This window comes from Ralstonia psammae (genome assembly GCF_958405935.1).
Taxonomy (GTDB): Bacteria; Pseudomonadota; Gammaproteobacteria; order Burkholderiales; family Burkholderiaceae; genus Ralstonia; species Ralstonia psammae.
This window is the reverse complement of the sequence record NZ_CATZBU010000002.1, coordinates 304,332-329,744: the sequence shown is the minus strand read 5'-3', so window position 1 is coordinate 329,744 and position 25,413 is coordinate 304,332. Positions and strand designations below refer to the sequence as shown.

Sequence of the window (25,413 nt, the reverse complement as noted above, 5' to 3'; positions counted from 1 at the left end):
ACTACACGTGGGCTATCAACGGTGACGTGAATGGTGAGCAAAGACGAAGCGTTGAGGCAGTTCGAAGACCAGTTGCTTCACGCAGAACATGTGCTAAACACCGAATACTCGTTCGACCTAGCAGAGCCTGACTACCTGCGTTGCTTAGAGCTCATCAATGGCGCGCCAGAGCTTCAAGCTCAATTCGAAGACACGCTCATTGCGCTGTTTTCAAACGGGAGGGTGAGCGCCGAGCCACTAGCCTACTTGATGCATAGGTTGCGTTGGCCAAAGGTACATGCCTGGGCGGAAGAACAACTTCGTGCCATGCCGAACCCGCTCGCAAATGGTGCGTCGTTGGAAAAAGTGCTCAACGCGTACAGTGACCGTTGGGAAAATCGGGAGTTCTATCGCGGCATTTAGGCCGCCTCGGTATGGTTTGGTATAACGGGGGCGTGCGCTGTTCGATAGACGTCTGCTCGCGGCCAGAAGCGGCCGTTCGGTATGCTTCTGCAATGCATTCGAGGATGGAATCCAATGTCTCGACACACCTTGTACGCGTACGTTGATGGCGCAGACCTGAGCGACGTAGCTGAACCTATTGAGCAGCAGCTTCAGCTATTTGTTGATGGTGCACAGTGGTCTGTCTTGCCGCCAACTGTCATCAACCAACGCGCGCCCGAGTCCACCACGCACGCTGGCGACTTCCCGGACTGGGACTTGGGGCTGAACCTAGCTTTGCCTGACCGTGGAGCGGAGGGTCCCGATTGGTTCCGGGATGTGGAAATGATTGCTCGCCACCTGGGTCGCCTACATGCTCGTTTCCGCCGAGACTTTGTCATTGGAATTTGCGACAACGTGACGGGACTAGTGGAAGACCTGTGCTTCGTAGAATCCGAGATTCCCGACCTTAGGAAGCTGAGAGATGCCATTGGGACTGGCATCACTTCGACACCGTAACCGCCGCCCGCTTTCGGCCAAAAGCGGTCGATTGACACTAGGTCCTGAAGCGCCCCCCGACGCCCCTGGCTGGCTACAGGAAACGCAATGACGACAGTTTTTGTAGACACGAATGAAATCACTGATTGGCTCTCATTTCATCAGGTCCTGTCACAGCTCTTTGGCTTTCCCTCGTTCTATGGCAACAACATGAACGCGTTAATCGACTGTTTGACTTATCTCGATGATCCGGACGCTGAAATGACACGTATTCACGTTGTGCCAGGGCGCACGTTAGCGATACAACTCGGCGGTGTTGAAAATTTCAGGGCACGCTGTCCTGAACAGTTTGCGGCGTTGCAAGACGCTTGCGCATTTGTGAACTGGCGTCGTACCAGCGAGCAGGGCCCTCCTTTGATCGCGCTGTCGTACTACGACTGAGTTGGCATCGCATATATGAATCTCGGCGCAGTCTAGGGGAGCGAGTCGAGAGGGACGGTGAAAAATGATCGATTGCTGTCACTTACCGGCCAATACCGATCATTGCAAATAGCCCGCATCGCCGCCAACCCGCCCAGCGATGCCAGCCCCATCCCACCCCCTACACCCCCGCCTCAATCAAATCCGAAATCTGCACCGACGCCCGCGCAAAGTCAGTCAGCGCGCGGGCGCGCTTGTGCCGATAGCTGCCGGCGGAGATGACGACGGGCTCTTTCGCTTCGTCGTCTTGCAGGACGATGAGCATGCCGGTGTAGCGGTCTGCTTGGTAGATGTGTTTGTTGAGCAGTTGCAGCGCGCGCTCGACGTCGGCGGGGTAGAGGCTGGCGAGGTCGGCGGGTGTGCGGGCGGTGGCGGGCGCCTCGTCGATGCACGGTTGTGCGGTGAACTGGCCGGTCTTGCGGATGGCAGGCAGGACGATGGACGTGATCCACTTGCGGAAGCGGTGCGGGACGGTGCCGGGCTTCACGGCGTCTCGGCAGCGCAGGACTAGGGTGTACATGCCGGACTCCGAAACGATGCCGACTTGTTGCCGGCCACCATGAGTGTCGGTTAAACCGACACCCTTTTCGTCGGCATCCAACTTCAGGAGTGCATCCCGGCTGTTGGCGATTTCAAGCGCGGCACACACGTCGGTTGCGACGAACCACGGCTCGTCGTCGCGCATGACGACGCGCACGGTGTGGGATTCGAAATTGAAGGTATTCGGGGTAGGGGCGAGCGCGGACGCGCCAACAGACGTACCAGTCATGGCATGACTCCTTGAGTGCGGTTTGAGATCCACCACCACGCGGCCAAGCGTGGGGGGTGGACCAAAGCGGGGTTGGCCGACCGGACTCAAGGAACCGGCACCCCCGAAGGAGTCCCCGCCCGGCCCACCATAGAAGCTGCCAGACGTGCGCAAGCAAAAAGCCGCGTGCATAGGAATGCGGCGCGGCTCTTCTGCGCCTTGAGAGGTCGGGCGGCCAAGCCCGTGTGCCGGTGTTTCCGGCGACCGGCCGAGTATACGGCGGGCTGCAGTTACGTGCAAACCAGAGGCCTACCGACAGCTCGACGCGCTCGACCGTAGGGCCAAGCAACTGGAAGAAGTTGGCACACCACTTGGCTGATGACCTGCATTTCGAGCAAAAAAATGCGCCCTGTACAAGGGCGCAGACGTTTTTGCCTTCGAAACGGACGTCGAAAGACGCAGGCCTAGAGGAGCACTATCGCGGGGTGGGTGGATAGCCTGCGTAGGCTTATCTTCGGCGACCCACAGCAGAACGCAATTCAAATACGCGCTCGCATTGATTACTTGGTAGCGCTGAATCGGAACTGAGTAGGATCTTGGTTCTCATAGCTGGTGTCTGCTTCCGACTGCGGATTCAACCGATCAAAGCAAATGGCCCGCACCGCCGCCAACCCGCCCAGCGACGCGAGCCCCATCCCACCCGCCCTACACCCCCGCCTCAATCAAATCCGAAATCTGCACCGACGCGCGCGCAAAGTCGGTCAGCGCGCGGGCGCGCTTGTGCCGATAGCTGCCGGCGGAGATGACGACGGGTTCTTTGGCTTCGTCGTCCTGCAGGACGATAAGCATGCCGGTGTAGCGGTCTGCCTGGTAGATGTGTTTGTTGAGCAGTTGCAGCGCACGCTCGACGTCGGCGGGGTAGAGGCTGGCGAGGTCGGCGGGTGTGCGGGCGGCGGTGGGCGCGTCGTCGATGCACGGTTGTGCCGTGAACTGGCCGGTCTTGCGGATGGCCGGCAGGACGATGGACGTGACCCACTTGCGGAAGCGGTGCGGTACGGTGCCGGGCTTCACGGCGTCACGGCAGCGCAGGACGAGGGTGTACATGCCGGATTCGCTGATGATCGTCTGAAGACGTGCTCCACCACGTCGGCCGGAATGACCCTCAGTTAAGCTGAGGGTCATTCGTTCGTCACTATCGAGCGACCGCATTGCTTCGCTCGGATTCGACAATCCCAACGCCATGCAGACGTCTGTGGCAACAAACCACGGCTCGTCGTCGCGCATGACGACGCGCACGGCGTGCGATTCGAAATTGAAGGTGTTCGGGGTAGGGGCGAGCGCGGACGCGCTGCTGAGATTTCCAGTCATAGCAGATTCCTGTGGTGCGGTTGATACCGCCACTCCCCGACGCCAATCGAGGTGGTGGCGACCGAACGGGATTGGCGTACCGGACCACAGGAACCGGCGCCCCGTGAGGGGCTCCCGCCCGGCGCCACCATAGGAGTGCCAGACGTGCGCAAACAAAAAGCCGCGCGTGAAGATGCTAGGCGCGGCTATGTGCGCCTGTGGTATTCGGGACGCCAATCCCGTGTGCCGGTGTTTCCGGCGACCGGCCGAGTATACGGCTGGTTGGGGTTACGTGCAAACCAGCGGCTTACCCGGCACAAAATGCTATCTTGACTCTGGCGTTGGCCGTAGCGACGTCACGATGGTGCCCGTATCGACGAATGCTCGACGCGAAATGTACTGGATGTTCTGGGCTTCCTAGCACAAGTCCTCTTTCAAGATGACACTTAAACGCAGATTGGCTATCACGGACGACGACGGCCGACACATTAAGGCGGTCTATGTTGAACCAGATGCACATGGTTTCGAGGGAGCCGATCTTTCCGGCCTGTGCGCGCCCTATATTCAAAACTTGAGCGGCGTTAGCTTTCGACGCGCCATTCTGTATTGGGCAAACCTCTGCGGTGCAGACCTGTCAGACTGCAACTTTGAAGGAGCCGATCTCTCCGGCGCCGCCCTGCGGGACGCACGGCTCGTGGGTGCGAATCTACGCGATGCCAAGCTTGGTCGGGACAACTTGGGCGGCTCTACAGACCTCCAAGGGGCTGACTTGACCGGGGCCCAATTGCATGGGGCAGACCTGAACGGCGCTAAGTATGACGATAAGACCAAATTCCCTCTAGGCTTCGACCCACATAGCTCGGGCTGCATCCGGGTCGTTGCAAGCTAATGGCGGGGAACCTTATGGTCGCGGGGGGGCGGGAAGCCGAACTGCTGAAATTGATCGGATTCTTTGCGGCAGGAGGCCGGCCGATGCAAATTCTTGAAACTGTCCGAAGCGCCTGGGGTTGGACCGGCATCGAGCCGGTGGACCTGATAGACGAGAACGACTTCGGCAATCTCATCATCAAGGACGTGCACGGGCAGTACTGGCGACTCTGCCCGGAAGACTGCTATTGCGAGGTCGTCGCGGCAGATCAACCAGCGTTTGAGGCGCTGGCCGCCGATAGTGAGTTTCTGGTGGACTGGCAGATGGGTGCCTTGGTGGATCAGGCGACGCAACGGCTTGGCCCGCTTTCAGCAGGGCGGAAGTTCTGTCTCAAAATCCCCGCAGTGCTCGGCGGCGAGTATGGCGGCGATAACCTTGGAACAATCTCGATGGAGGAGTTGATACGCTTCTCTGGCGACATAGCTCGGCAGATCGCGGACCTCCCGGAAGGGATGCCGGTCAAGCTTTCGGTTGCTGACTGATTGCGCTCGTAGGCCTCATTGCAAACCGCCACCATGTCAGACACGCCAATAGCGCAGCGGCATCGCAGTATCCGACGATACTGGAATCCGATCGAGAGCAGATATCGGATCTACGAACGTCCACCCACCATTGAGGTCCTGTGCGACCGATGTGGTCATCCGCTCGTGTTTCGTCCCGACCCGATTCCCACCCATCGTCATGATTTCGAAAGCGGTGGCTACGAGGTGCTACCAAGGGAGATAGGCGGTGTCATCGCGGGCCGCGGGGCCTGCGGAAATTGTGGAAGAGTCTCCAGTTCGACTCAATGGCCGGAGGCGGCGCGAATCAAGATCAGGGTGCCGGAAGGCATCTTATGGTCGTGGAACACAGAGCAGCTATTGGCGATCCGTGCGCTTGTCGCCGGCGACAAGGTTTCGTTGCGAAGGCTGCTGCTATCTGACTGGCGCTTGGCGAGAGTCGTCGGGCGTATTCCAAAGTTCGCTACTCTGAAACGAAACCGGGTCAGGATTCTCCGCTCGATCGATGCACTGCTGCGAGAGTAGACCGCCGTTAAGGGACCTAACATGCTTTCCAGAGATAGGTTGGCTTTTCTAATAGCTCCACTATTTCCTTCGCTTCTTTTGTTGTTTGTATTCCGCTTGACGGATATAAGACTGGCAGCATTGATTCTACTTTTATCAATTCCGTTCAGCTACCTTCCTTGTCTTCTGCTGGGAATTCCGCTGACACGGTATTTGGGAAGGAGGAAATCTCTGACTGTGATAACAGTGACGCTATGTGGGATGCTCTTTGGAGTGTTGGTGTACTACGGCGCCGGATTTGCTATCGCTACCATTCTCGGGTCGCAGAAATATTTTGTTCCAACATTGATGGACTGGGCGCCCGGCGCGCTGTTTGGATTCCTGGTGGCTCTTCCCTTCAGCCTTATTTCGGGGTTCCCGCTGTGCAGTCCGAAGAGATAGTGCTCCCACCGTGCGGATGGTTAAGCGATGGCGTTACCTTGGCAAGACATCATGTGGCAACCAATCGAAGAAGCGGAACTGTGGAATCGGCTTCAGGCTGACATTCAGGGGGTGTCACCAACTACGCGATCGCTGGTCCCGACGCTGTCACGCCCTCTGGCCACTTTGTATTGCGAGAGAACGAACGGAAACACCGAACGCCTACTCGTGATCGTTCGCGTAGGCGAGAGGGCCTTGGTGTATGACGACGTAGAAGAGGAATATGCAATCGCACATGTCCCTGAGGGTGGACTGCTGCGCAATTGGCAACTCTATGGTCCTCTCGAGGCGGCGCTCCTTGCGCTCTTTGCTAAACCGTAAGCGCTCCCGTTAACTCCCACGCACGTATTGATGTCTGCCGCCCGCTGACGAGACTGCCTTTGTTGGAGGATCAATGAAACGCTTGCATTGGCTCTTCGTCTGCGCCCTTTGGAGTGGGGCCTCCACCAGCGCGCACGCCCTGACACCAACTGCTGTGCTTTCGCACGTGGCCGAGGTGGGTGCCAAACGGGCGGTGCTGGATTACTACGAGACCCCGCAGCGGGACTACGTTTTTCGAGGTATCGCCTCGGGTGATCGCGATTGGCTGCAGGTGTACACGGCATTGCGGCAGGCAGCAGATGCGGGAGCAGGTGAGGACCTTGGGGACGCGATCTACGAGGCAGTTCCCAAACGGCCCTTCAATGTTTTGCCTCTGCTAGCGGAAAGCACTGGTAGAACGCCAAGGCAGCTTTGCACCTTCACTTTCGAGTCCAAGCTACCTGAGGGCGGGATCGGTGCATACCTCGATCGCCTCGATCGCGCCCTCGCTCAAGCGTCGACCGGAGAGCGGCGAAAAATGGCGGCAGCCTGCCGCGAGGGAATTAAGGCCACTAGGCGGCAGTTTGAAGGGCAGTAGGCTGCCGACGCGACCAACCGGCCGCCCATCCTACCCATGCGCCATCAACTCCATGGCCGCGCGAGCCAGAAGCCCGCTGCGTGTTTCATGCCGTTTCTCGGCAAACCGATCCAGCTTTCTGAGCACGAAGCGGGGGAGTGACACGTTGATGCGCTCCGGGGTGCGGTCAAGCTCCTCGTCGTCGATTTCAACGATCGCCCAGATGGCACCTGCGTACTCGTCTTGCTTGGTCAGGTCTTCAATGGTCGAGCAGGTTACGTCTACGTCTTCGCCGAGTTCTGCCAGTGTCTGCAGATGACCTGCGATGGCCTCCCGCGTGTTGCGGATGGCTTCATCGACGGTATCGCCCCACGAGTGCACGCCGGGAATATCCGGCACCGTGACGCCATGGACGCTCCCCTCGTCTTTGCGAATCGCGATGGGGAATTGCATGGCTTTTCTTCCTAGGTTGGCAGGCATGCCGCAAGAAAACTTAGATCTGATAGAAATAATTTGAAATCGAGCGTCACCTCCCTTCGCATAGAGTTTCGCGGCTGAAATAACTATGACGGCTCTGTGGGGGAGCAATGCGTTGCGACTTATATCCAGCGGACACTCGGAAGGTGCTTCGCTTGTTCGTTATGGCGCTGTGGTTGATGGCCGCGTGCGGTTCTGGCTGGGCTATCGATACAACGGGCCGCGCGTGGGTTTCGTCTGACGGTGGCGTTACTGGCGGCTCCGCCGTCGAAGTATGTCAAACGCTGTTGGCGATACAGATTTCGAACGGCAACCACATGCCCGGCGTAGTGTTTTACACCGTTGATATGTCCGCCGACGGAACGGCCGGAAATTGCAAATTGAAACGACCGGTGGGTGATTACAACTACTACGGTTTCGTTTCTCTATTGGGTCCGTGCGCTCCTGGCTATGTGCTGCAACCGGACGGGTCGTGTCGCCCGTCGGCACCAGAGGTCAAGGCGTGTCCTGTATCGCATCCCGTTTTTCCCGGCTCGGGCGTAAAAACGCTCACTGAGCGCGACGATGCCGGCAGCCTAGAGTTGCCGATTTCACGCACGTATCGGTCCGACCTCAGCTTCCGATCAATTGATTCGGTAGGCGGATGGATGTTCAATTGGAAGCGGGGCCTCGATGTAAGCCTCACAACAACTTTCACATCGAACCCGATCACGGTGCTCGGGGAAGATGGCACAGTGCGCGTGTTCCGGAAAAGCGCTGGCGTGTGGACGGCGGCAGGCACGTCCGACACTATCTCGCAGTCAGGTACTACGTGGGTTTATACGGTTGCGGCAAGCGGAGCGCGGGAAACGTACGACGCTAAAGGTAATCTGATCTCCGTCCGCGACCGGACCGGCAAGACAACGACTCTGACCTACAACCCGCAGAGTCAGCTTACGGCAGTGACAGCCCCCAGCGGCCGAAGCCTGACCTTTGGGTACAACGGCCAAGGCCGCATCTCCAGTATCACCGCGCCCGATGGCGCTATCACCCAGTACGCCTACAACACGAACGGCATGCTGACCACCGTTGCGTGGCCAGACAACACCACGCGGCAGTACGTATATGAAGACACCCGATTCCCCACGGCGCTCACGGGCGTCATCGACGAAGCTGGCGTGCGGTATGCCACCTATGCCTATGACGATCAGGGGCGGGCGATCACCAGTGAATTGACCGCCGGCGCGGATCGGTATCAGTTCCAGTATCAGGCGAACGGGCAGACGACCGTCCTGACGCCGGATGGCGGCAGCAGCGTGTACAGCTTCCTGAAGCAGAACGGTGTGTTGTTGCCGACTGGGGTGAGTGCGCCGTGTCCGACGTGCGGCAATACCGCGCTGAGCACCAGCTACGACAGCAATAACAACGCGACCAGCAAAACGGGCTACGACGGGTCCACTACGTCATACACCTACGACACCCTCGGCCGAGAAACTCAGCGCATCGAGGGCGCTGGGACTGCCTACGCGAAGACCACCACAACCGAGTGGGACCCGCAGCAATGGCTCGTGACACGCGTTGCCGCGCCAAACAAGATTGAGGCGTTTTCTTACGATGCGAACGGGAATCTGCTGTCGCATACCGTGACGCCGACCATCGATACGAATGGTAGTCAGGGGTTCGCCGCGGTGCCGTCTGGGGATGCTGAAGGCACCGAATGGACGTATGACGCGAACGGGCAAGTTCTCACGGCAACAGACAAGAAAGGAGGCATCGTCGTTGGTGCTTGGACATTCACGTACGATGGCAACGGTAACCTGCTCACGCTTACGAACCCTTCAGGCCAAACCGGAACGATTGTTCGATACGATGCTGCAGGCCGTGTCCTTGAAGCTGTGGACACTGAAGGGCAGGTTCATAAGTTGACTTACAACGTACGAGGGCGGCTCACCGACCGGCAGATCGAAGGGTTGAATATCCATTACGACTATGATTCCATCGGGCAGGTGGTCGCTGTTTCCGGGCCGCAAGATATGTCGGCACGGTATGTTTATGATGCTGCGCACCGATTGATCGAGATCATCGACAACTTGGCGATCCAAGAACAATCAAGCAATGCGACCACTCTCGCCAGCCCCTTTGCTACCGAGCAGACGCAGGGAAACGGCGGTACAACTTCGTCCACCATGACGCGCGTGAAGTCGATGCTAGTCAATGTTTGGAATACGGCGTTGAGTTGGTTGAGGGGTGTAGTTTCGAAGTTCATTAGCTCTGCACATGCGCAGGCCGCCCCAGGGTCACTTATTGGATATCGGCCACCTGTTCCCACGCCAACGGGAAGCCAAGCGATCAATGTGGTGCCCCGGCCAGAGAACGAACTGGACACCAATGTAGGATCGCGCCGGATGCCTCCGGATATGGCGGGGTTGAACGTTCTCTTGCAGGTCCAACAGGCCTGCAGCGCAGCCGTGAATTTTGTCGTACAAGCATTTAGCCATAGCACGCCGCCAGGCGATTGCGATTGGGACGAGTTCAAGCGGCGCAATAAGGCTGTGACTGACGCTTGCAAGACCGGCCAGACATACTGCAAGGCGGGAGATGATACGGCTACTTTGCTAGCCAAGAAGACGTCGCTCCAGTCTTGCGGCAACGCCCGTAGAGACCTTATGGACAGATGCTTCCGTGGCGGAGATGCTCGCCATCAGAAGGAATGGGTAAAGATCATTCAACAAGTAGCAATCTGCAATGGACTCTAAAACCTTAGCAAATCGAGCAGCAGCGATCGCCGACGGACTGCGAAACGCTTTCCCGACGGTTCCTGTTCCGACGAATCATCGCCGTGCGGACGGGTGCATTGACTGGGAAGTCGAGGAAGACCTTCAACGGGTCATCGGTAAGGTGTGGACTGAAGTGAAGCTTGAAGACTGGACACACATGATCCGTCCATCCGCGATCCGGAACGGCACCGATACTTCCTTCTTCAAGTACTACGTGCCTTCGATTCTCTGCGGGGTTTTGGGGAACCTCGAATGGGCAGATCCGTTGGCCACGTCTGCGCTACTGCCCGACAACCCAAAGTTTGAGCCTCGCGACGAGTGGCAAACCTTCAGAAGCTCTTTCTCACCTGCGCAGGTGACGCAGATCGTGGCCTTCCTCGAATGGCTCAAAGATGCGAGCGATCCTGCGTCAGCAGAATGGCATGCTGCTGACGCGGCCCTGAATGGCTTGTGGTCGTAATATCTTTTGCTACGGCGAGATGGAAAAGCAAAAGCTGGAAGAAGCAATCGTCGCCGCCTTCGCGGATGTGGAGGCCCCTCCTGATTGGGCCCTCGTGCGCAGTCGCGAGGGCTCCGAGCCCGCAGAAGTCGAAGCGATCTTTCGCGGCGTGAAGGATTGGAGAAACCTGCACGTGTTCAAGATGGATCAGGATGCGGTCTTGTCCTTCCTGTCCGATGAAGCGTTCAGGTACTACATACAGGCCTTCATGATCTACGACCTTAAGGGCGAGATCCACTACAACAACGTCGTCTTCCACCTGACATTTGGTCTTCAGGACCAGAGCGCGGCGGAGCCGTTGAATCCTCGCCGATACGGAAGCCGCACCCTTCGGGATGTGGCCGTTTATCGGAACTCGATGTTCTCGCCGGCGCAAGCTGGTGCGATCGTTGAATATCTGAAGTCCAAGCTGGCGGCTGAGGAGCCGGATGGATTTGATGCGCCGGCGATTCGGCAGGCGCTCGACAACTACTGGCTTGCACGAGCGGAGTTGCCTGCGGCGTGAGCCAGTCCATGAACCTATACCTAATCGCTGCTTTTGTAATTGCTGTCGGCGGCGGAGCAGCATTGCTCCGTCGAAAACGCTGTCAGGCCAGCCTGCAGGCTCTCTCCGAGCGGGAATCGCTCAGCGACGCCGAGATCTACAAGCAGTTCTACGCTGGCAGCAATTTTGACGAAGCTGCCGTTCGTGCAGTCTGGAACGAGATTGCAGAGACGCTGCGGATGCCCGCCGACAAGCTACGTCCGACCGATAAGTTCGGTGCCGACATTGGCGTCTGGTCAATCACGAGTGAAGAACTGGATACGCTGGGCGAGTTGGCAGCACGGCGTGCTGCCCGACATGGAAAGGAGGTCGATATCTCCGCCATTGCAACGGTTGATGATTACGTGAAGGCGTTTGCTGCGACTTCAGCGCCCGGCTAGTTGCGCTGTCTACGAAAGGACTTTGCATTCGTATCGTAAGGAAGCAACGGGATGACGACGATCTATGAAGTTTGGGAAGTAGTTGACCCTGCTGGCGGCTCACAGATAGCGCTCGTCGAAAAAGGGCAGTTCGAAGCGCAGCGGCATCTGTACGACGGCAAGCCAGAGTTGCTGACCTCGTTCGAGGCCGAAACCTTCGATGAGGCAGCCCAGAAACGTAACGACTACTTTGGCTGGGGCAAATATCAGCCAATGGACTAGCTTGGAAACGGGGTAGGGTTGCCGGCATGAAATACGCAGACGGACAGCAAGTGCAAGTCGGCGATCGCGTCGGCCTTGGTGAGGACGCCGGTGGCGTGGTCGTGTGTTCGATCGAGGACGGTGTGTTCAGCGACGGATACACGGCAGAGCAATGGGCCTACCTGCGAAAAGGCTTCATGGTCGAATTTCCCACGCTTGGCCTGATCCATTACGAAGTCGCCGAGGAAGATCTGCGCTTGATGTCTCGCGCGGGGTCATAAGCCAGCTTTGCGGTGCGCGTAGTACGGCCGCAGCTTGTCCTCAAGAATCCCGTCTACCGCATCGAGGCTGCGCGGCTCCGGGTTCAACCACGCATCAATGTTCTCCGGTTTAATCGGTACCGGGCAGCGGTCATGCCCGACTTCCGCAATCTCCGGCGGCGGATCATCGGTGATGATGGCGAACGAGAGCAGATCCTTTTCGCCGGGCTTGGTCGCGCGCCAGTGTGACCATACGCAGGCGACGAGCAGCGTCTGCGGTGGGTCGGGGCGGAATTCGAGGATGACGTTTTTGCCGTCTGGGCCGGTCACGTTCTCATAGAACGCGTCGACCAGGACGAGGCCGTGTGTGTGGCCATATTGGCCTTTCCAGAAGCCGCGCAGGTTGTCGCGGCGTGCGTTGTAGGTGCCGGGGTACTGCTCATCGTAGAAGGCCGGCTTGCCGGCGGGGCGGCACTGGTAGCGCATCGGTTTGACGACGCGCCGGCCGTTCTCCATCACCATCACGGGCGCGTACCAGCCGGGGTAGATGCGCGAGTCGCGCGGCTTGAGCTCCGTGCTGTTGAGCTCTTCGAGTTTGCCTTTGGCTGCCGCGATTTTGTTGGTGGCGATGCGGACGTCTTCAGCGGCCTTCTTGGTGGCTTTGGCGGCGAGGGATTGCTGGGCTTTCTCCAGCCGTTCGGTCTGCTTGGCCAGCTCCTGCAGCAACGCGATCTCGTCTGCGGCCATGCGCGCGCGGATGACCTCGGCGATTTTCTTTTCTTCGTCAGTCTCGGGCGATTCGAGGAAGTGCACGGTCATCGCCCTCGGCACGCGCATCTTCGGGTTGGCGAAGTACTCCATCACCATCCGCGTGAAATCGTCGAGCGACATGATGGCGCCGTACTCGTGTACGAACCGTCGGTAGTCGGCTTCGATTTGGGCGGAGTAGCACATGGGCGCGGGGCTCCCGAGTGGGCTGTCTGATGATACGCCGCGTGGGGGCTTACCAGCCGTCGTTAGGGTCGCGCTTGCCTCTGATCTTGACGATCATCTCTGACAGCCAGCGCTCTTCTTGCAGCACGCGGCGCAGGGCCAAAACCGCAGCGCCAAGCGGGTTGTCCGGGTAGACGAAATACTGTTCCGTCTCTAAGCGCCAGGCGTGGTAACCGACGTTGTGGAGGGCGCGGATCTCCCACAGGAGCCGCATGACGGTTTCGTTGTCGCGGTGCTCTTCGGCCAGCTTGTGGAGTTCGGCAAGCGTGAGCGCGGGAAAGCGCTCGCGGATGTATTTCGACATGGGCGCACCGTCACCATTTGCGAGCGTTGCGCATCGCCCGCCGCTCATGCGGGGCGGGTTCGGCGGCGAGGGACGCGCGGTATGCCTCGTCCCGGGCAATGTCCTCGTGGAACCACGTCTCCGCCGCGAGCTCTTTGTGCAGCGCCTCGACGGCAATGCCGAACGCGTCTGTTCGGCCACCCGGCCCGGCTGCCTCGGCGACCTGGTGCACGCGAAAGACGAGGTTGCGCAGCGCCTGTACTTCCATCACCAGCCGCCGCACCACGGGGTCGTGGCCGTAGCGGTCGCCAATGGCCTTAAGTTGCTCGGTGCTGAGCGCGGGGTATTCGATGCGGAGGGGGTAGGGCATGGCACGAGTACTGGATGGATATACAGTATCGTAGGGCGGGTGCTAGGCGTCAATGTAGACAATGCAGACGTGGAGCGGGGCGCACCTGGGGAGGGTGCTGTAGCGGCTATGGGCGTCTGCTCAACCTTAGGGCGGCGCTTAGCGCGTCCAGCTGCGGCACCTGGACCAAGCTTGTCTTGCTCTCCAAACAGAACAATCAAGCGGCACAGTATCAGGTCATCGCTCCGCATATGGCGAAGCTCGCTGCCTGCGGTAATGCTCCCTAGTCTCTGAGACGCCCGGTAAAGCGAAATGGGCGCTTGCCGTCCAGGACAAGTGCGCGGACACGTGCGCGTGTGTCGTTCACACGCAAGGTAGGGGTGGTGGGATGGCCCTCTCTACGTCAGGCGCTTCCTACGATATTGACGCCAGAATGCGCGCCTAAAGTGCGCGGCGAGGGCGATGTCGAAGGCGGCTAGCCTTTCTGGTTGACCAAAGCCGAAAATGCCTTTCGAGCGGAGCCGGCGAGTTGTTTCTTTTGCTGCCGCAGCTTTTCGATTTCGGATTTCGTCAGCTGTGCGGAACCCGACAAGGTAATTGGCTTCGTCCGCCGTGAGTGCGCTAGGCTCGATCCCGCAAATTTCTGTAATTTCATGTCCAAACCTCTCAGTCAACAGCCGTACAACCTTCTTCTGCGGCTGCAGCATTCCGGACCGACTTGCGTTCACTAAGACTACCACGCCCTCAACAATCCCGCCTCGGGCCTGGATGAAATGTGCGAGTTCCGCAAGTGTTCCACCCATTGTTGTGACGTCATCGACCAACACATATTTTTTACCTGTGTCTACGCGCCCCTTGAATTGGGGTCGCGCATTCAGGCGTTCCATTGGGTCTGCGCCAGTGTGATAGACCTTGGTTGCTTGGACAATATCGTAGTCGACGACGCCATCTGCGAAGAGGCTGAGGGCAGTGGCGAGCACTTGCGGTATGGCGTTATCACCAAGTGCTTCGTGGGCATGAGGGGCAACATAAACTAGCCCAGACTCGAATGTGTCTCTTACCTGTCCAAGCAGGGGCAGTCCTAGTTGAACGACCAGACGGGTGGCGGCATCGCCATCGCCGCCCTTTGCTTCGCGATAATCGGGGTGGGCCTTTAGCGCGCTGTCGTCTTTGAACGCGAACAAAATCCCAATCCCTGCAGGGAACCCCAGTCGTCTTGTGGCGGGCAGATGGTACGAAAATTCTCCGTACCGTATGCGAAGGCGCGCGATGTTCAGCTGGCGCAACCGAAATTGTATGTGCCGCCGCCGGCTTATCGGTATCCGGTTGGAGCGTAGGTTTTGGCGTAGGTTCTGCATTAAGCCCTTACCTGGAGCGCAACACAGACTTCTGCATCATCGGCGTGTGCTTGTCGAAGGGGCCGTATTTCGGGTCGATCTCCAGAACCGGAGCGGAGTGTTCAGCCATGAGTACTAAGGCGCAGCGCGCGACCCGATGTGATCCGATCAGGCCGCGCGCAGAAGGTGTTGAGTCGCGCAATTGTTGCACACCCGCGATGCAGCATCACCGCACATCGCCGGCGAGCCGGGCTTCGAGAAAGTCGAGAAAGCACGCAATCCGCGAAGCCAACTGCGTGTTGCGGTAGTACACCGCGTGAATCGGCTGCAGTACCTCGACCGTGGCATCGGGCAGCACCTGCACAAGATCGCCTGTGCGCCGGTCTTCGGCGGTCATGAAATCGGCCAGGCAGACGATGCCGGCGCCTTGCAGTGCGAGCTGGCGCAAGGTTTCACCGCTGGAGGCCTTGAGTGTGGGTTCGATACGCAAACGGTCGCCGTGCGGGCCGCGCAGGGGCCACTGGTTCAGCGATTCCGGCTGCACGAAACCAAGCAGGGCGTGCTGCTGCAAGTCATCTACCTTGCGGGGCCGGCCGTGCGCTTTCAGGTAGGCGGGGCTTGCCAGCACACGCAGTCGCCGCGTGCCGAGCAGACGCGCCCGCAGGGTGGAATCGCGCAGCGTGCCGATGCGGATCGCCACGTCGGTGTCTTCTTCCAGCAGATCGATGATCAGGTCGTTGGTATTCAGCTCCAGGTCGATCTGCGGATACCGTGCGCGGAAGTCCGGCACGAGCGGCGCCACCACATGCAGCATGAACGGCATGGCGGCGTTGACACGCAGGCGGCCGGCGGGCTGCTGGCGGCGCAGGGCGATCTGTTCTTCAGCCTCGTCGACGGCGGCGAGGATGCTGCGCGCTTGCGCCAGAAACGTTGCGCCCTCGTCGGTGAGGGACAGCCGGCGCGTGGTGCGCGAGAGCAGGGTGGTTTCCAGCTTCTCTTCCAGGCGGCGCAGCGCACGGCTCACGCCCGACACGGTCTGGCCGAGCTGCTCGGCGGCGGCCGTGACGGAGCCCGTATCGACCACGGTGCGGAAGGCGAGCAGTTCTTCGAGCGTGGTTTTCATCGTTGATTATCAATTTCAGATCAAAAGAATTCTGCCCAATGTGCCGCTATTTGCAAAGATCGCCGGCTGCACCCGTCACGCGGCGCGGGTTCAAATGCACCGCGGGCGCCATTTGCGCGTGTCCGCCCACTCAAGATTGGCGGTCCGCGTGCCGATAGACCATCCGGACCCCTAAAACCATAGTGGAACGCGTTTGCGCAAACGACGCATCGTGGCTCCGCATCCGGAGACTCTGGAATGAGCAAGCTCAGCTTTCGCCAAAAGCTTTGGCTGCCGCTGGTCATCAGCCTTGTCGCGCTGACCTTGATCTCGGTATTCAACGCGTATCAGGCGCGCGAGATCCGCGTGGAGGAGCGCAAGAACAACCTGGTCAGCGTGACTACCATGGCCATGAACCTCGTCAAGCAGTACGACGATCTGACCAAGAACGGCACGCTGAGCAAAGACGCCGCACAGAAGCAGGCGCTCGACCGCTTCAAGGCGTTGCGCTACGACAAGGACGGCTACTTCACCATCACCAGCTCCAACAACGTGGTGGTGATGCACCCGATCAAGCCTGAGTTCATAGGCAAAGATCAATCGGGCTTCAAGGATGCGCAGGGCAATGCCGTCTACGTGGGCTTGACCAACGCCGCCAAAGACCCGAAGGGCGGATTCACCAGCTATGTGTGGCCGAAAGTCGGCGGTACGGATCCGGTGCCCAAGACGGCGTTCGCGATGCGCTATGAGCCGTGGGATTGGGTGTTCTCGACCGGCGTCTACATGGACGACATCAACGCCGCGTTCATGACTTCGCTGTACCAGACCGGCGGCCTGCTGGTGCTGGTGGGCGGTTTGCTGGTGCTGCTGGGCGGCGTCGCGAACCGCAGCCTGCAGCGCACGCTGGGCGGCGACCCCGCCTACGCAGCCGATGTGGCAAACCGTATCGCCGGCGGCGACCTGACCGTCGAGATTGCCACCCGTGCCGATGACAACCACAGCCTGCTCTACGCCATGAGCCGCATGCGCGGTGCGCTGGTGCAGACCATCAGCCGCATCAAGGGCGCTTCGGAAACCATCGGCACCGCCACGCGCGAGATTGCCAGCGGCAACCTCGACCTGTCGTCGCGCACCGAACAGCAGGCCAGCTCGCTGGAAGAAACCGCTTCGGCCATGGAGGAGTTGATGTCGACGGTGCAGCAGAACGCCGACAACGCCCAGCAGGCCAACCAACTGGCTGCGTCCGCCTCGGATGTGGCCGTGCGCGGCGGCGACGTGGTGACACGCGTGGTGGAGACCATGGGCTCGATCAACGCGTCGTCACGCAAGATCGTCGACATCATCGGCGTGATTGACGGTATTGCCTTCCAGACCAACATCCTTGCGCTGAATGCCGCAGTGGAAGCTGCGCGCGCCGGTGAACAGGGCCGCGGCTTTGCCGTGGTGGCCGGTGAAGTGCGCAGCCTCGCGCAGCGCAGTGCCGCCGCGGCCAAGGAGATCAAGGCGCTCATCGACGATTCCGTCGTCAACGTGGATGCGGGCAGCGCGCTGGTGGAAGAGGCCGGCACGACCATGCGTGAGATCGTTGCGAGCGTGAAGCGCGTGACCGACATCGTTGGCGAGATTTCGTCCGCCAGCCAGGAACAGCGCTCGGGCATCGAAGAAGTGAGCCACGCTGTCACGCAGCTTGACGACGCCACGCAGCAGAACGCCGCGCTGGTGGAGGAAGCCGCCGCAGCCGCGCAATCGCTGGAAGAGCAGGCTGTGAGCTTGACGCAGGTGGTGGCGCAATTCCGCCTCGATGCGCATGCGCTGCGTGCTCCGGCCATGGTGACCAAGGTTGAACCGGCTGTTGCGCCGGTCAAGCCCGTCGCAACCGCAATTCCGGCAGCACCCAAGGGCGAAGCGCCGCGCCGTGAGACCGCCAAGCCGAGCACCGACGCCGCCAAGGCCAGGCTGACGTCGCGCAAGCCGCCTGTCCTGCGCAAGGCGGCTGCCAAGTCGGTTGACCGAACCGAGAAGAGGCCTGCACCGGCCGCCGTACCCGAGAGCCTAGTCAAAGCGAAGCCGCTGGTGGCTGCCGGAGACGACTCTGACTGGGAAACGTTCTGACCCCCGATTGACTTTCACCTCGTTGACCTCGCGCACGCAATTGCGTGCTTGCCTGCCCGGATCCCGGAGACAAGATGGACCGCATTTTGAAGAACACCAGCGTGCGCGCTGGCCTGCTGGCGATTCTGATCACCTTTGCACTCATGATCGTGATCGGGGCAGCCGTGGGTGTGCTGGCCCTGCGCACCACCAACGCCGCAACCGAGCGCGTGCATGCGATTTCCGACCGCAGCATGCTGTTGAACGACGCGTACAAGGATATGCAGCGCGCGCGCACCGGCATGTCGCGCCTGTACAGCGTCCTGCGCGAGAACATGGACGACGCTGCCAAGACAACAGCGCTTGCCAGCTCGGAGAAGGGCCTGAACAAGGCCATCGCACAGGTGGAAGCATTCAAGAGTGCGCCGCCCATCGAAGGTGTTGACGAGTCGCTGCGCCAGGCGATCGTCCAGGCCGCGCAGACGCACATCGAGGCCGTGCAGCGTGCACTGGCCGCCTTGCGCGCCGGCGATGCCGCGGCTTATGCGTCGCTCAACTACAAGGACGTGACCGATACCGGTGCAGCGTGGTCGGTGCAGATCGAGAATTTCCAGCAGATCGTCAAGCAACTGGCCAAGGACCAGGCCGACAATGGGCGCGCGCGCTATGAAACGATCCTCAAGTTCGTGGCGCTCGGCATTGCCATGGCGCTCGCATTGATCGTGGCGGTGTTCTACGGGCTCAAGGCCTTCGTGATTACGCCGCTCAACGAGGCCGTGCTCGTGCTGAGCCGCGTGGCTGAAGGCGACTTGGCCATCCATGTCCAGACGGGTGGTCGCAATGAACTGGGCCGGCTGCTGGCCGCCGTGGGGCGCATGCGCGAGAGCCTGGTGAACACCGTGCGCCAGGTGCGCAACAGTTCGGATTCGGTCAACACCGGTGCGCACGAAATCGCCAGCGGCAACCTCGATCTGTCCACGCGTACCGAGCAACAGTCGGCGTCGCTGGAGAAGACGGCCGCGAGCATGGAGCAGATGACCTCCACCGTGACCAACAACTCCGAGAACGCCCGTCAGGCCAGTGCGCTGGCGTCGAACGCCGCAGACCTGGCTTCGCGCGGCGGCGATGTGGTGCGCGGCGTGGTGGCCACCATGGACGACATCAGCGCGGGCTCGCGCAAGATGGCCGACATCATCGGCGTGATTGACGGCATTGCTTTCCAGACCAACATCCTCGCCCTCAACGCTGCCGTGGAGGCTGCCCGCGCTGGCGAACAAGGCCGCGGCTTTGCCGTGGTGGCTGGCGAAGTGCGCGCGCTGGCCCAGCGCAGTGCTGCCGCTGCCAAGGAAATCAAGACGCTGATCGACGATTCGGTGTCGCGCGTGCAAGCGGGTCACACGCAGGTGGCGCAGGCAGGCGAGACCATCACCGAGACGGTGGAAGCCGTGCGCCGTGTCGCCAATATCGTTGAAGACATTGCTTCCGCATCGGCCGAGCAGACGCAGGGCATCCTGCAGATCGGGCAGGCCGTGACGGAAATGGAGCAGGTGACGCAGCAGAACGCCGCGCTGGTCGAACAGGCTGCCGCCGCCGCGCAATCACTGGAAGAACAGGCGCAGAACCTGACGCAGGTGGTGTCGCAGTTCCGGCTGGATGGGGCAGAGACCGTCGCCAAGGCCGCGCCGAAACCCGAGAAGGTTGCCAAGCCTGCGGCCAGGGCCGCTGCAAAGCCTGTTAGCGCGGCCAAGCCTGTGTCCGCGGCTCTGCGCAAGCGGGAACCGAAGATCGCAGCTCAGCCGGTGGCTTCCGCGCCGGTCGCACCTGTCGCTGCCGTTCCTGCTGCCGCGTCTGCCCGGAAGCAACCGCTGGCCGTGGCCGGTGGCGGTTCCGACGCCGATTGGGAAACGTTCTGATCGGTTGAGAACTCAGGCATCGAGCGCTGGGCCATCGATGCGCTTGGCCCAGCTTTCCACCTCGCCGCGTGCGAGGCGGCCTTCCACCAGCTTGCGCCATGACGGCGTGAGCGGCAGCGCCAGCATGTCGGCCAGCGCCGCGCGGTCGAGCATGTTGCGGTAGAGCACATCGAGCACACGCGCCAGCGGCCATTGGGGCCATGGACGCTCGATCCATTCGAGCGTATCGCCCGCGCGCAGCGTGCCACCTTCCAGGACCCGGTAGTACCAGCCCGTGCGGCCCGTGTGTTGCACGCGGCGCGCCATGTCGCGCGTGCTGAAGCGATCGTTGAGCTTCCAGCATGGCTGGCGCAGTTGCGACACCTCCAGCACCACGGTCCCCGACCGCAAGCGGTCACCCACGCAGATGTCCGCTTCGGTGATGCCCGTCGTGCTCAGGTTCTCGCCGAAAGCGCCGGGCTGCGCGAGCACAGGTTGCGTGCCGATGTCCGCTTGCCAAGCCGCGTAGTGGTCGAACGGGTAGTGGTGGATCGCCTTGTCGGGGCCGCCGTGCACACGCAGATCGCCTTGTTCATCACCGACAATGCCGTTGATGCCCACCTCCACCGCATCGCGCACGGGGCGCTTGTCGATGGCGCTGCGTGAGCCTGGGCGCGTGTAGTCGACCGCGTGCCCGGTGAGGACGGTATCGATGCGGATGGGGCCCGGCAGCGTCATGCGGCCTCCGCGCGATCCAGCCAGGCTGTGAAGACCTGGCGTGCGCGTTGCGATAGACGTTCCGCAACCGCTGGCGCCTGCGCGCGCAACGCACGTGGGTCGACGCCCGCCGCGCCGAGTTCCGCCGCATGCCCGATCAGCCACGCTTCCAGCTCCTCCAGATTTGCTTCCAGATGGAATTGCAGCCCCAGTGCGTGGTTGCCAATGGCGAACGCCTGCTCTGCGCAGACTGCCGTGAATGCCAGCCGTTGCGCGCCGGGCGGCAAGTCGTACCGGTCGCCATGCCAGTGCAGCACCGGCGTGCCGTCGGCCAGCGGTGCGAGGGGGGAGTCTGCGCCTTCGGCCGTGAGCGTGATGGGCGCAAAGCCGATCTCCTTCACACCCATCGGCTTGACCGCCGCACCGAGCGCCCGCGCCATCAGTTGCGCGCCCAGGCAGATGCCCAGCAGCGGCTTGCGTGCGGCCAGTCGCTGCGCAATGGCGGCCGCTTCATCGCGCACGAACGGATACGTTGCATCGTCATACGCACCAATGGGCCCGCCCAGCACGATCAGCAGATCGGCAGCCGCCGTGTCGTCGCCCGGCACCGGCTGCACGCCCACGTCCACGGTGCGCACGGTGTAGCCCCGCGCTTCCAGCAGCGGCTGCAGGATGCCAAGGTGCTCGAACGGAACGTGGCGCAGGGCGAGGGCGGTTTTCATGGTCGGCGATGACGGTTGGATGCGACGCACATTGTGAATGAGGGGCAGGGTTGGCAAAAAACCGTGCGGCTGGCGAGGGTTTGTTTCACTGCAATAACGCGGCAATACCGCGGCGGGCCGCAATGCGTTTTCCTCTGCGCGCAAGGCAAAAGGCGTCGACTGCGCCGGCTTCAATATGCCAAGTAAGCGTCGCTTATATCGGTTGTTAGCAACGTGCATTGCAACCCCCACGAAAAACCCGATTCGAGGGGATGTCAGTCTCGCGTCATCTCTTTAAGATCGCAGCCCACAGAGTGTCGCATCGGCACCGATAAAAAGATTCGGGAGGGAGTTGTGCGAAAGCCAATACTGCATTGGGCTGTGGCGTGCGTTGCCGTGGCTTGCCTGGGCGCTTGTGCGCCGATGGTGTCTACCGCACCAGCCTCGCTGTCCACCGACAACGCGACGGGCCCGTCGCGGATTCAACTGAAATCGTCAACAGAGGTTCGCCTGGAGACCGGTTATACGCGCACGCTTGCGGCTGGCTCCAATTGGCAGCGCGTGGGTACGCTGGCGCAAGGCGCTGTCTATCGTCCGGTCGGCACGATTTTTACGATTGAAGGCCGCCAAGTTCACGAAGCCTACCTCGTGATTGCCGGTCAACGTCTGGTCGGGTTTTACTTGCCCGGCGAGCAGGCGTACGCCCCGCTTTCCACCGCTGTATCCATCACAACAGGAGAATCACAATGAAGGGAGTTTTGCGCGCATTGGCTTCGGCCATCGGTATCACCGTTCTGATGGCGGGTTGCGCGTCGGGCGTGAAGTATTCCGAGATGGCTTCGTCGATTCCGACGATCAAGCAGGATCAGGGGCGCGTGTACTTCTTCCGCTCGTCGTCGCTGATGGGGGCGGCACTGCAGCCGGACATCAAGTTGAACAACGAAGTGGTGGGTCAATCCAAACCGGGCGGCTTCTTCTTCGTTGACCGTCCGGCCGGCAAGTACGTTGTGTCAACGGCCACCGAGACCGAGAAGACGCTGAGCTTCGCATTGGACGCTGGTGAGACCAAGTACGTGCGCACGTCGCCGTCGCTGGGTCTGATCGTCGGCCGCGTGGTGCCGGAGCTTGAAACACCGGAGAAGGCGCAAGCCGAGCTGCCGTCGTTGAGCTTCGCCCCCAACCAGCCGCCGGTTGCCAAGAAGTAAGCCAGAAGGGGAATAAAAAGCCCGCACGAAGCGGGCTTTTTTATTGGCCGCTACCGGTGGGCGGCACTCAAGCCTCAGCCTTCGACCGCGAGAACGGCGAGGTGATCTTGATCATTTGCACGAAGGCCTTCGGGTTGCCGGCCAGGATTTCACCCTGGTCCAGGTAGCCCGATTCGCCGGTGTAGTTGCCCACCAGGCCGCCCGATTCTGTCACGAGCAGCGAGCCGGCGGCCATGTCCCACTTGCTCAGGCCTTGCTCGAAGAAGCCATCGAGGCGGCCGCAGGCGACGTAGGCGAGGTCAAGCGCGGCGGCGCCGGGGCGGCGCAGGCCGGCGCAGTTTTCCGTCATGGTCGCAAACAGGCGTGTGTAGTCGTACAGGCCTTCCAGGTCGCGGTAGGGGAAGCCGGTGCCAATCAGGCAATCGGCCAGCTTGTCGCGGCGCGTAACGCGGATGCGGCGGTTATTGAGGAACGCGCCGGCGCCCTTGGAGGCGGTGAAGAGTTCGTCGCGCGTCGGGTCGTACACCACGGCCTGGGTGACGACGCCACGCTGCATCAGCGCGATCGACACGCCGTATTGCGGGAAGCCGTGGATGAAGTTGGTGGTGCCGTCCAGCGGGTCGATCACCCAGACGTTTTCGCTGGCGGTTTCGCCGTCGGCCCAGGATTGACCGGACTCTTCCGCTAGAATCGCGTGATCGGGGTAGGCAGTCTTGATGACTTCGATGATCGCCGCTTCAGCTGCGCGATCGACTTCGGTGACGAAATCGTTGTGTTGTTTGCGCTCGGTACGCAGGCTATCAACGTCGAAGGACGCGCGGTTGATGACGGTACCGGCCTTGCGAGCAGCCCGGACGGCGATATTGAGCATCGGATGCATGTGGGATCTCCGCGCCTGGCGCGCCGATTTTTCGGAAGCGGCCGCAGGCGAAACAACACAACGAATTGTAGAAGAACGAGCGGCGGGCCAATCTCACGATCCTGCCCGCTGTCAAAAGAGTGGCCGTATTGTATATGAACCCCGCCTCCGGCGCCCCGCGAATTGCGCCAATGAGCATATCGAACACCCCCCCCGCCGATCCGGAAGTGCTGCGCCAGCACGCCGCGCGGTGCCGTTTCGTGCTGGTCGAGACCAGCCACCCCGGCAATGTCGGCTCTACGGCACGTGCACTCAAGACGATGGGGTTTGGCGAGCCCGGCAGCTTCGTGCTCGTACGCCCCCGCGAGGCCGACGCCCAGTGCCACGCCGATGCCGTTGCCATGGCAAGCGGCGCCGATGACGTACTGGCAGCTGCCCGCGTGGTCGACGACATTGGTGAGGCACTGGCCGGTGCCTCGCTCACCATTGCACTGACGGCCCGCCCGCGCGAATTCGGGCCGCGCCGCATCGGCCCCCGGGCCGCAGCAGAAGAAGTGGCCACGTTGCTGGCCGCGCCGGACACCACCGTCGCCTTCGTCTTCGGCAACGAGCGCTTCGGTTTGCCCAACGAGGTGGTAGAGCGCTGCCACGTCGTCACGCATATTCCCGCCAACCCGGCGTATGCGTCGCTGAACCTGTCGCAGGCGGTCCAGTTGATTGCGTACGAGGTGCGGATGGCGCTGCTGGCCGGCACCGGCACGGGTGACACCCGCATGGAAGGCGTCGGCTTCGTCGGCGAGCCGGCCACCGCCGAGCAGATCGACGGGATGTTCGAGCATCTGGAGCAGGGCCTGATCGAGATCGGTTTTCTCGACCCCGCGCAGCCGAAAAAGCTGATGCCGCGCCTGCGGCGTCTGTTTGCCCGCACGCAGCTGGAGGCCGAAGAGGTCAACATCCTGCGCGGGATCGCCAAGCGCATGCTGGGCCGCCGTGCCGCCGCAGCCACGCCGCCCACCGGCGCGGCCGACGACTGTCGCTGACCGCCGCGCAAGCCGCCCGTGTCGAGCAGACAGGGCGGCATCCCCTGCATGTCCGGCTAAAACCCTTGCCTCAGCGCGGTAAGGCAATGCCTTACACTGCCCTCAGCGCTTCGCGCATATAGATATAACGATCCACACACACCTCAAGATGTTCACACGCATTCGCGAAGATATCGGCGCCATCATGGAGCGAGACCCGGCCGCGCGCAGCCGCTGGGAAGTGCTGACCTGCTACCCAGGTCTGCACGCCATCATCGTCCATCGGGTCGCGCATGCGTGTTGGCACGGAGGCTTCCGGTTGCTGGGGCGCTGGTTCTCGCACCTTGGCCGCTTCCTCACCGGTATCGAGATCCACCCCGGCGCGACTGTCGGCCGGCGCGTGTTCATCGACCACGGCATGGGTGTCGTGATTGGCGAGACAGCCGAAATCGGTGACGACTGCACGATCTATCAGGGCGTCACGCTGGGCGGTACCTCGCTCTACAAGGGCGCCAAGCGGCACCCGACGCTCGGCAAGGGCGTGGTGGTGAGCGCCGGCGCCAAGGTGCTCGGCGGTTTTGTGATCGGGGATGGGGCGCGCGTTGGCTCCAATGCGGTGGTGCTCAAACCGGTGCCGCCGGGTGCAACGGCGGTGGGTATTCCGGCGCGCATCATCGAACGCGATGCGGCGACCGAGGCCCGGTCTGCGCTCAAGCAGGAGTTCTCCGCTTATGGCATCACGCCGGATGCGGACGATCCGGTATCGCTGGCGCTCAAGCGGTTGATCGACCACAGCGAGCTTCAGCAGGAGCGCATCGAGTCGATTCTTTCTGCGCTCGATCGTTTGGGCGCGCACCTGGAGAACTCGCCGAACGATCCGTTCGATGCGAGCGAACTGAAGCGGATGCTGAAGTAAGAAAGGGCAGG

The 25,413-nt window shown here is 61.2% G+C and carries 28 protein-coding genes; 17 read left to right on the top strand and 11 right to left on the bottom strand.

Features of this window, described 5'->3' with window-relative positions; translation table 11 throughout:
• The first annotated feature begins 30 nt into the window (after positions 1-30).
• Complete coding sequence (locus R2N16_RS05185) at positions 31-402, top strand: hypothetical protein (protein ID WP_316664481.1); 372 nt, start codon at positions 31-33, stop codon at positions 400-402.
• Between the two features lie 624 nt (positions 403-1,026).
• Positions 1,027-1,359 carry a barstar family protein gene (locus tag R2N16_RS05180; protein WP_316664480.1) on the top strand — a complete coding sequence of 111 codons (333 nt, stop codon included), beginning with the start codon at positions 1,027-1,029 and terminating at the stop codon, positions 1,357-1,359.
• A gap of 160 nt (positions 1,360-1,519) precedes the next feature.
• Here the strand turns inward: R2N16_RS05180 and R2N16_RS05175 are convergent, their stop codons facing one another.
• A complete protein-coding gene (locus R2N16_RS05175; protein WP_316664478.1) occupies positions 1,520-2,167 on the bottom strand; it encodes a BRO-N domain-containing protein in 648 nt (215 codons plus the stop codon).
• Positions 2,168-2,851: 684 nt separating this feature from the next.
• Positions 2,852-3,514, bottom strand: a complete 663-nt coding sequence (locus tag R2N16_RS05170) for a BRO-N domain-containing protein (RefSeq protein WP_316664477.1) — start codon at positions 3,512-3,514, stop codon at positions 2,852-2,854.
• A 418-nt stretch (positions 3,515-3,932) separates the two neighbouring features.
• Here R2N16_RS05170 and R2N16_RS05165 point away from each other — a divergent pair, with 418 nt between their 5' ends.
• From R2N16_RS05165 to R2N16_RS05155, 3 genes are all read left to right on the top strand, one after another.
• The gene (locus tag R2N16_RS05165) at positions 3,933-4,382 is read left to right on the top strand and encodes a pentapeptide repeat-containing protein (protein WP_316664476.1); all 450 of its coding nucleotides are present in this window, start codon (positions 3,933-3,935) and stop codon (positions 4,380-4,382) included.
• A gap of 83 nt (positions 4,383-4,465) precedes the next feature.
• Entirely contained in the window at positions 4,466-4,903 is a 438-nt protein-coding gene (locus R2N16_RS05160) for a T6SS immunity protein Tdi1 domain-containing protein (RefSeq protein WP_316664474.1), read from the top strand.
• A gap of 1,396 nt (positions 4,904-6,299) precedes the next feature.
• Positions 6,300-6,803: a hypothetical protein gene (locus tag R2N16_RS05155; protein WP_316664473.1), complete on the top strand. Its 504-nt coding sequence runs from the start codon at positions 6,300-6,302 to the stop codon at positions 6,801-6,803.
• 30 nt (positions 6,804-6,833) lie between these two features.
• Here R2N16_RS05155 and R2N16_RS05150 read toward each other — a convergent pair whose 3' ends face one another.
• Complete coding sequence (locus R2N16_RS05150) at positions 6,834-7,235, bottom strand: type II toxin-antitoxin system HicB family antitoxin (protein ID WP_316664472.1); 402 nt, start codon at positions 7,233-7,235, stop codon at positions 6,834-6,836.
• Positions 7,236-7,405: 170 nt separating this feature from the next.
• Between R2N16_RS05150 and R2N16_RS05145 the strand changes: the two genes are divergently transcribed.
• Genes R2N16_RS05145 through R2N16_RS05120 form a run of 6 tightly spaced genes read left to right on the top strand, consistent with a single transcriptional unit; the run spans position 7,406 to position 11,959 of the window.
• Positions 7,406-9,994, top strand: coding sequence for an RHS repeat protein (locus R2N16_RS05145; RefSeq protein WP_316664470.1), 2,589 nt, complete (start codon positions 7,406-7,408; stop codon positions 9,992-9,994).
• Complete coding sequence (locus R2N16_RS05140; RefSeq protein ID WP_316664469.1) at positions 9,984-10,475, top strand: hypothetical protein; 492 nt, start codon at positions 9,984-9,986, stop codon at positions 10,473-10,475. Before R2N16_RS05145 ends, R2N16_RS05140 begins: the two co-directional genes overlap by 11 nt.
• A 19-nt stretch (positions 10,476-10,494) precedes the next feature.
• Complete coding sequence (locus R2N16_RS05135) at positions 10,495-11,019, top strand: DUF6714 family protein (RefSeq protein WP_316664468.1); 525 nt, start codon at positions 10,495-10,497, stop codon at positions 11,017-11,019.
• Positions 11,016-11,438 carry a hypothetical protein gene (locus R2N16_RS05130; RefSeq protein ID WP_316664466.1) on the top strand — a complete coding sequence of 141 codons (423 nt, stop codon included), beginning with the start codon at positions 11,016-11,018 and terminating at the stop codon, positions 11,436-11,438. The genes R2N16_RS05135 and R2N16_RS05130 overlap by 4 nt, the downstream gene beginning before the upstream one ends.
• Before the next feature lie 51 nt (positions 11,439-11,489).
• Entirely contained in the window at positions 11,490-11,699 is a 210-nt protein-coding gene (locus R2N16_RS05125) for a hypothetical protein (RefSeq protein ID WP_316664465.1), read from the top strand.
• A 26-nt stretch (positions 11,700-11,725) separates the two neighbouring features.
• Entirely contained in the window at positions 11,726-11,959 is a 234-nt protein-coding gene (locus R2N16_RS05120) for a hypothetical protein (protein ID WP_316664464.1), read from the top strand.
• On the opposite strand, the gene R2N16_RS05115 is transcribed toward R2N16_RS05120, so the two are convergent.
• The 5 genes from R2N16_RS05115 to R2N16_RS05095 all read right to left on the bottom strand — a co-directional run bounded on the left by R2N16_RS05115 (position 11,954) and on the right by R2N16_RS05095 (position 16,023).
• The gene (locus tag R2N16_RS05115; RefSeq protein ID WP_316664463.1) at positions 11,954-12,892 is read right to left on the bottom strand and encodes an SOS response-associated peptidase family protein; all 939 of its coding nucleotides are present in this window, start codon (positions 12,890-12,892) and stop codon (positions 11,954-11,956) included. The genes R2N16_RS05120 and R2N16_RS05115 overlap by 6 nt on opposite strands.
• Positions 12,893-12,941: 49 nt before the next feature.
• The gene (locus R2N16_RS05110; RefSeq protein WP_316664462.1) at positions 12,942-13,235 is read right to left on the bottom strand and encodes a hypothetical protein; all 294 of its coding nucleotides are present in this window, start codon (positions 13,233-13,235) and stop codon (positions 12,942-12,944) included.
• A 10-nt stretch (positions 13,236-13,245) separates the two neighbouring features.
• Positions 13,246-13,584, bottom strand: a complete 339-nt coding sequence (locus R2N16_RS05105; RefSeq protein WP_316664461.1) for a hypothetical protein — start codon at positions 13,582-13,584, stop codon at positions 13,246-13,248.
• A gap of 377 nt (positions 13,585-13,961) precedes the next feature.
• Positions 13,962-14,747, bottom strand: a complete 786-nt coding sequence (locus tag R2N16_RS05100) for a phosphoribosyltransferase (RefSeq protein WP_316664459.1) — start codon at positions 14,745-14,747, stop codon at positions 13,962-13,964.
• Between the two features lie 379 nt (positions 14,748-15,126).
• Positions 15,127-16,023: a LysR family transcriptional regulator gene (locus tag R2N16_RS05095; RefSeq protein WP_316664458.1), complete on the bottom strand. Its 897-nt coding sequence runs from the start codon at positions 16,021-16,023 to the stop codon at positions 15,127-15,129.
• Positions 16,024-16,260: 237 nt separating this feature from the next.
• Between R2N16_RS05095 and R2N16_RS05090 the strand changes: the two genes are divergently transcribed.
• Entirely contained in the window at positions 16,261-18,114 is a 1,854-nt protein-coding gene (locus R2N16_RS05090; protein ID WP_316664457.1) for a methyl-accepting chemotaxis protein, read from the top strand.
• Between the two features lie 74 nt (positions 18,115-18,188).
• The gene (locus tag R2N16_RS05085; RefSeq protein ID WP_316664456.1) at positions 18,189-20,006 is read left to right on the top strand and encodes a methyl-accepting chemotaxis protein; all 1,818 of its coding nucleotides are present in this window, start codon (positions 18,189-18,191) and stop codon (positions 20,004-20,006) included.
• Between the two features lie 12 nt (positions 20,007-20,018).
• On the opposite strand, the gene R2N16_RS05080 is transcribed toward R2N16_RS05085, so the two are convergent.
• Together R2N16_RS05080 and R2N16_RS05075 are read right to left on the bottom strand one after the other, a co-directional pair.
• Positions 20,019-20,723 carry an MOSC domain-containing protein gene (locus R2N16_RS05080; RefSeq protein WP_316664455.1) on the bottom strand — a complete coding sequence of 235 codons (705 nt, stop codon included), beginning with the start codon at positions 20,721-20,723 and terminating at the stop codon, positions 20,019-20,021.
• Positions 20,720-21,424: a glutamine amidotransferase gene (locus tag R2N16_RS05075; RefSeq protein WP_316664454.1), complete on the bottom strand. Its 705-nt coding sequence runs from the start codon at positions 21,422-21,424 to the stop codon at positions 20,720-20,722. Before R2N16_RS05075 ends, R2N16_RS05080 begins: the two co-directional genes overlap by 4 nt.
• Before the next feature lie 333 nt (positions 21,425-21,757).
• On the opposite strand from R2N16_RS05075, the gene R2N16_RS05070 reads away from it, so the two are divergent.
• Positions 21,758-22,153, top strand: a complete 396-nt coding sequence (locus tag R2N16_RS05070) for a hypothetical protein (RefSeq protein WP_428984089.1) — start codon at positions 21,758-21,760, stop codon at positions 22,151-22,153.
• Entirely contained in the window at positions 22,150-22,608 is a 459-nt protein-coding gene (locus tag R2N16_RS05065; RefSeq protein ID WP_024976013.1) for a DUF2846 domain-containing protein, read from the top strand. The genes R2N16_RS05070 and R2N16_RS05065 overlap by 4 nt, the downstream gene beginning before the upstream one ends.
• A 67-nt stretch (positions 22,609-22,675) precedes the next feature.
• Here the strand turns inward: R2N16_RS05065 and R2N16_RS05060 are convergent, their stop codons facing one another.
• The gene (locus tag R2N16_RS05060) at positions 22,676-23,488 is read right to left on the bottom strand and encodes an inositol monophosphatase family protein (protein ID WP_012435285.1); all 813 of its coding nucleotides are present in this window, start codon (positions 23,486-23,488) and stop codon (positions 22,676-22,678) included.
• Positions 23,489-23,622: 134 nt separating this feature from the next.
• On the opposite strand from R2N16_RS05060, the gene R2N16_RS05055 reads away from it, so the two are divergent.
• Together R2N16_RS05055 and cysE are read left to right on the top strand one after the other, a co-directional pair.
• Positions 23,623-24,507 (top strand): RNA methyltransferase, encoded by an 885-nt coding sequence (locus R2N16_RS05055; RefSeq protein ID WP_428984088.1) that lies wholly within the window; start codon positions 23,623-23,625, stop codon positions 24,505-24,507.
• 148 nt (positions 24,508-24,655) lie between these two features.
• Complete coding sequence (cysE, locus tag R2N16_RS05050; protein WP_428984087.1) at positions 24,656-25,402, top strand: serine O-acetyltransferase; 747 nt, start codon at positions 24,656-24,658, stop codon at positions 25,400-25,402.
• The last annotated feature ends 11 nt before the right edge of the window (positions 25,403-25,413 follow it).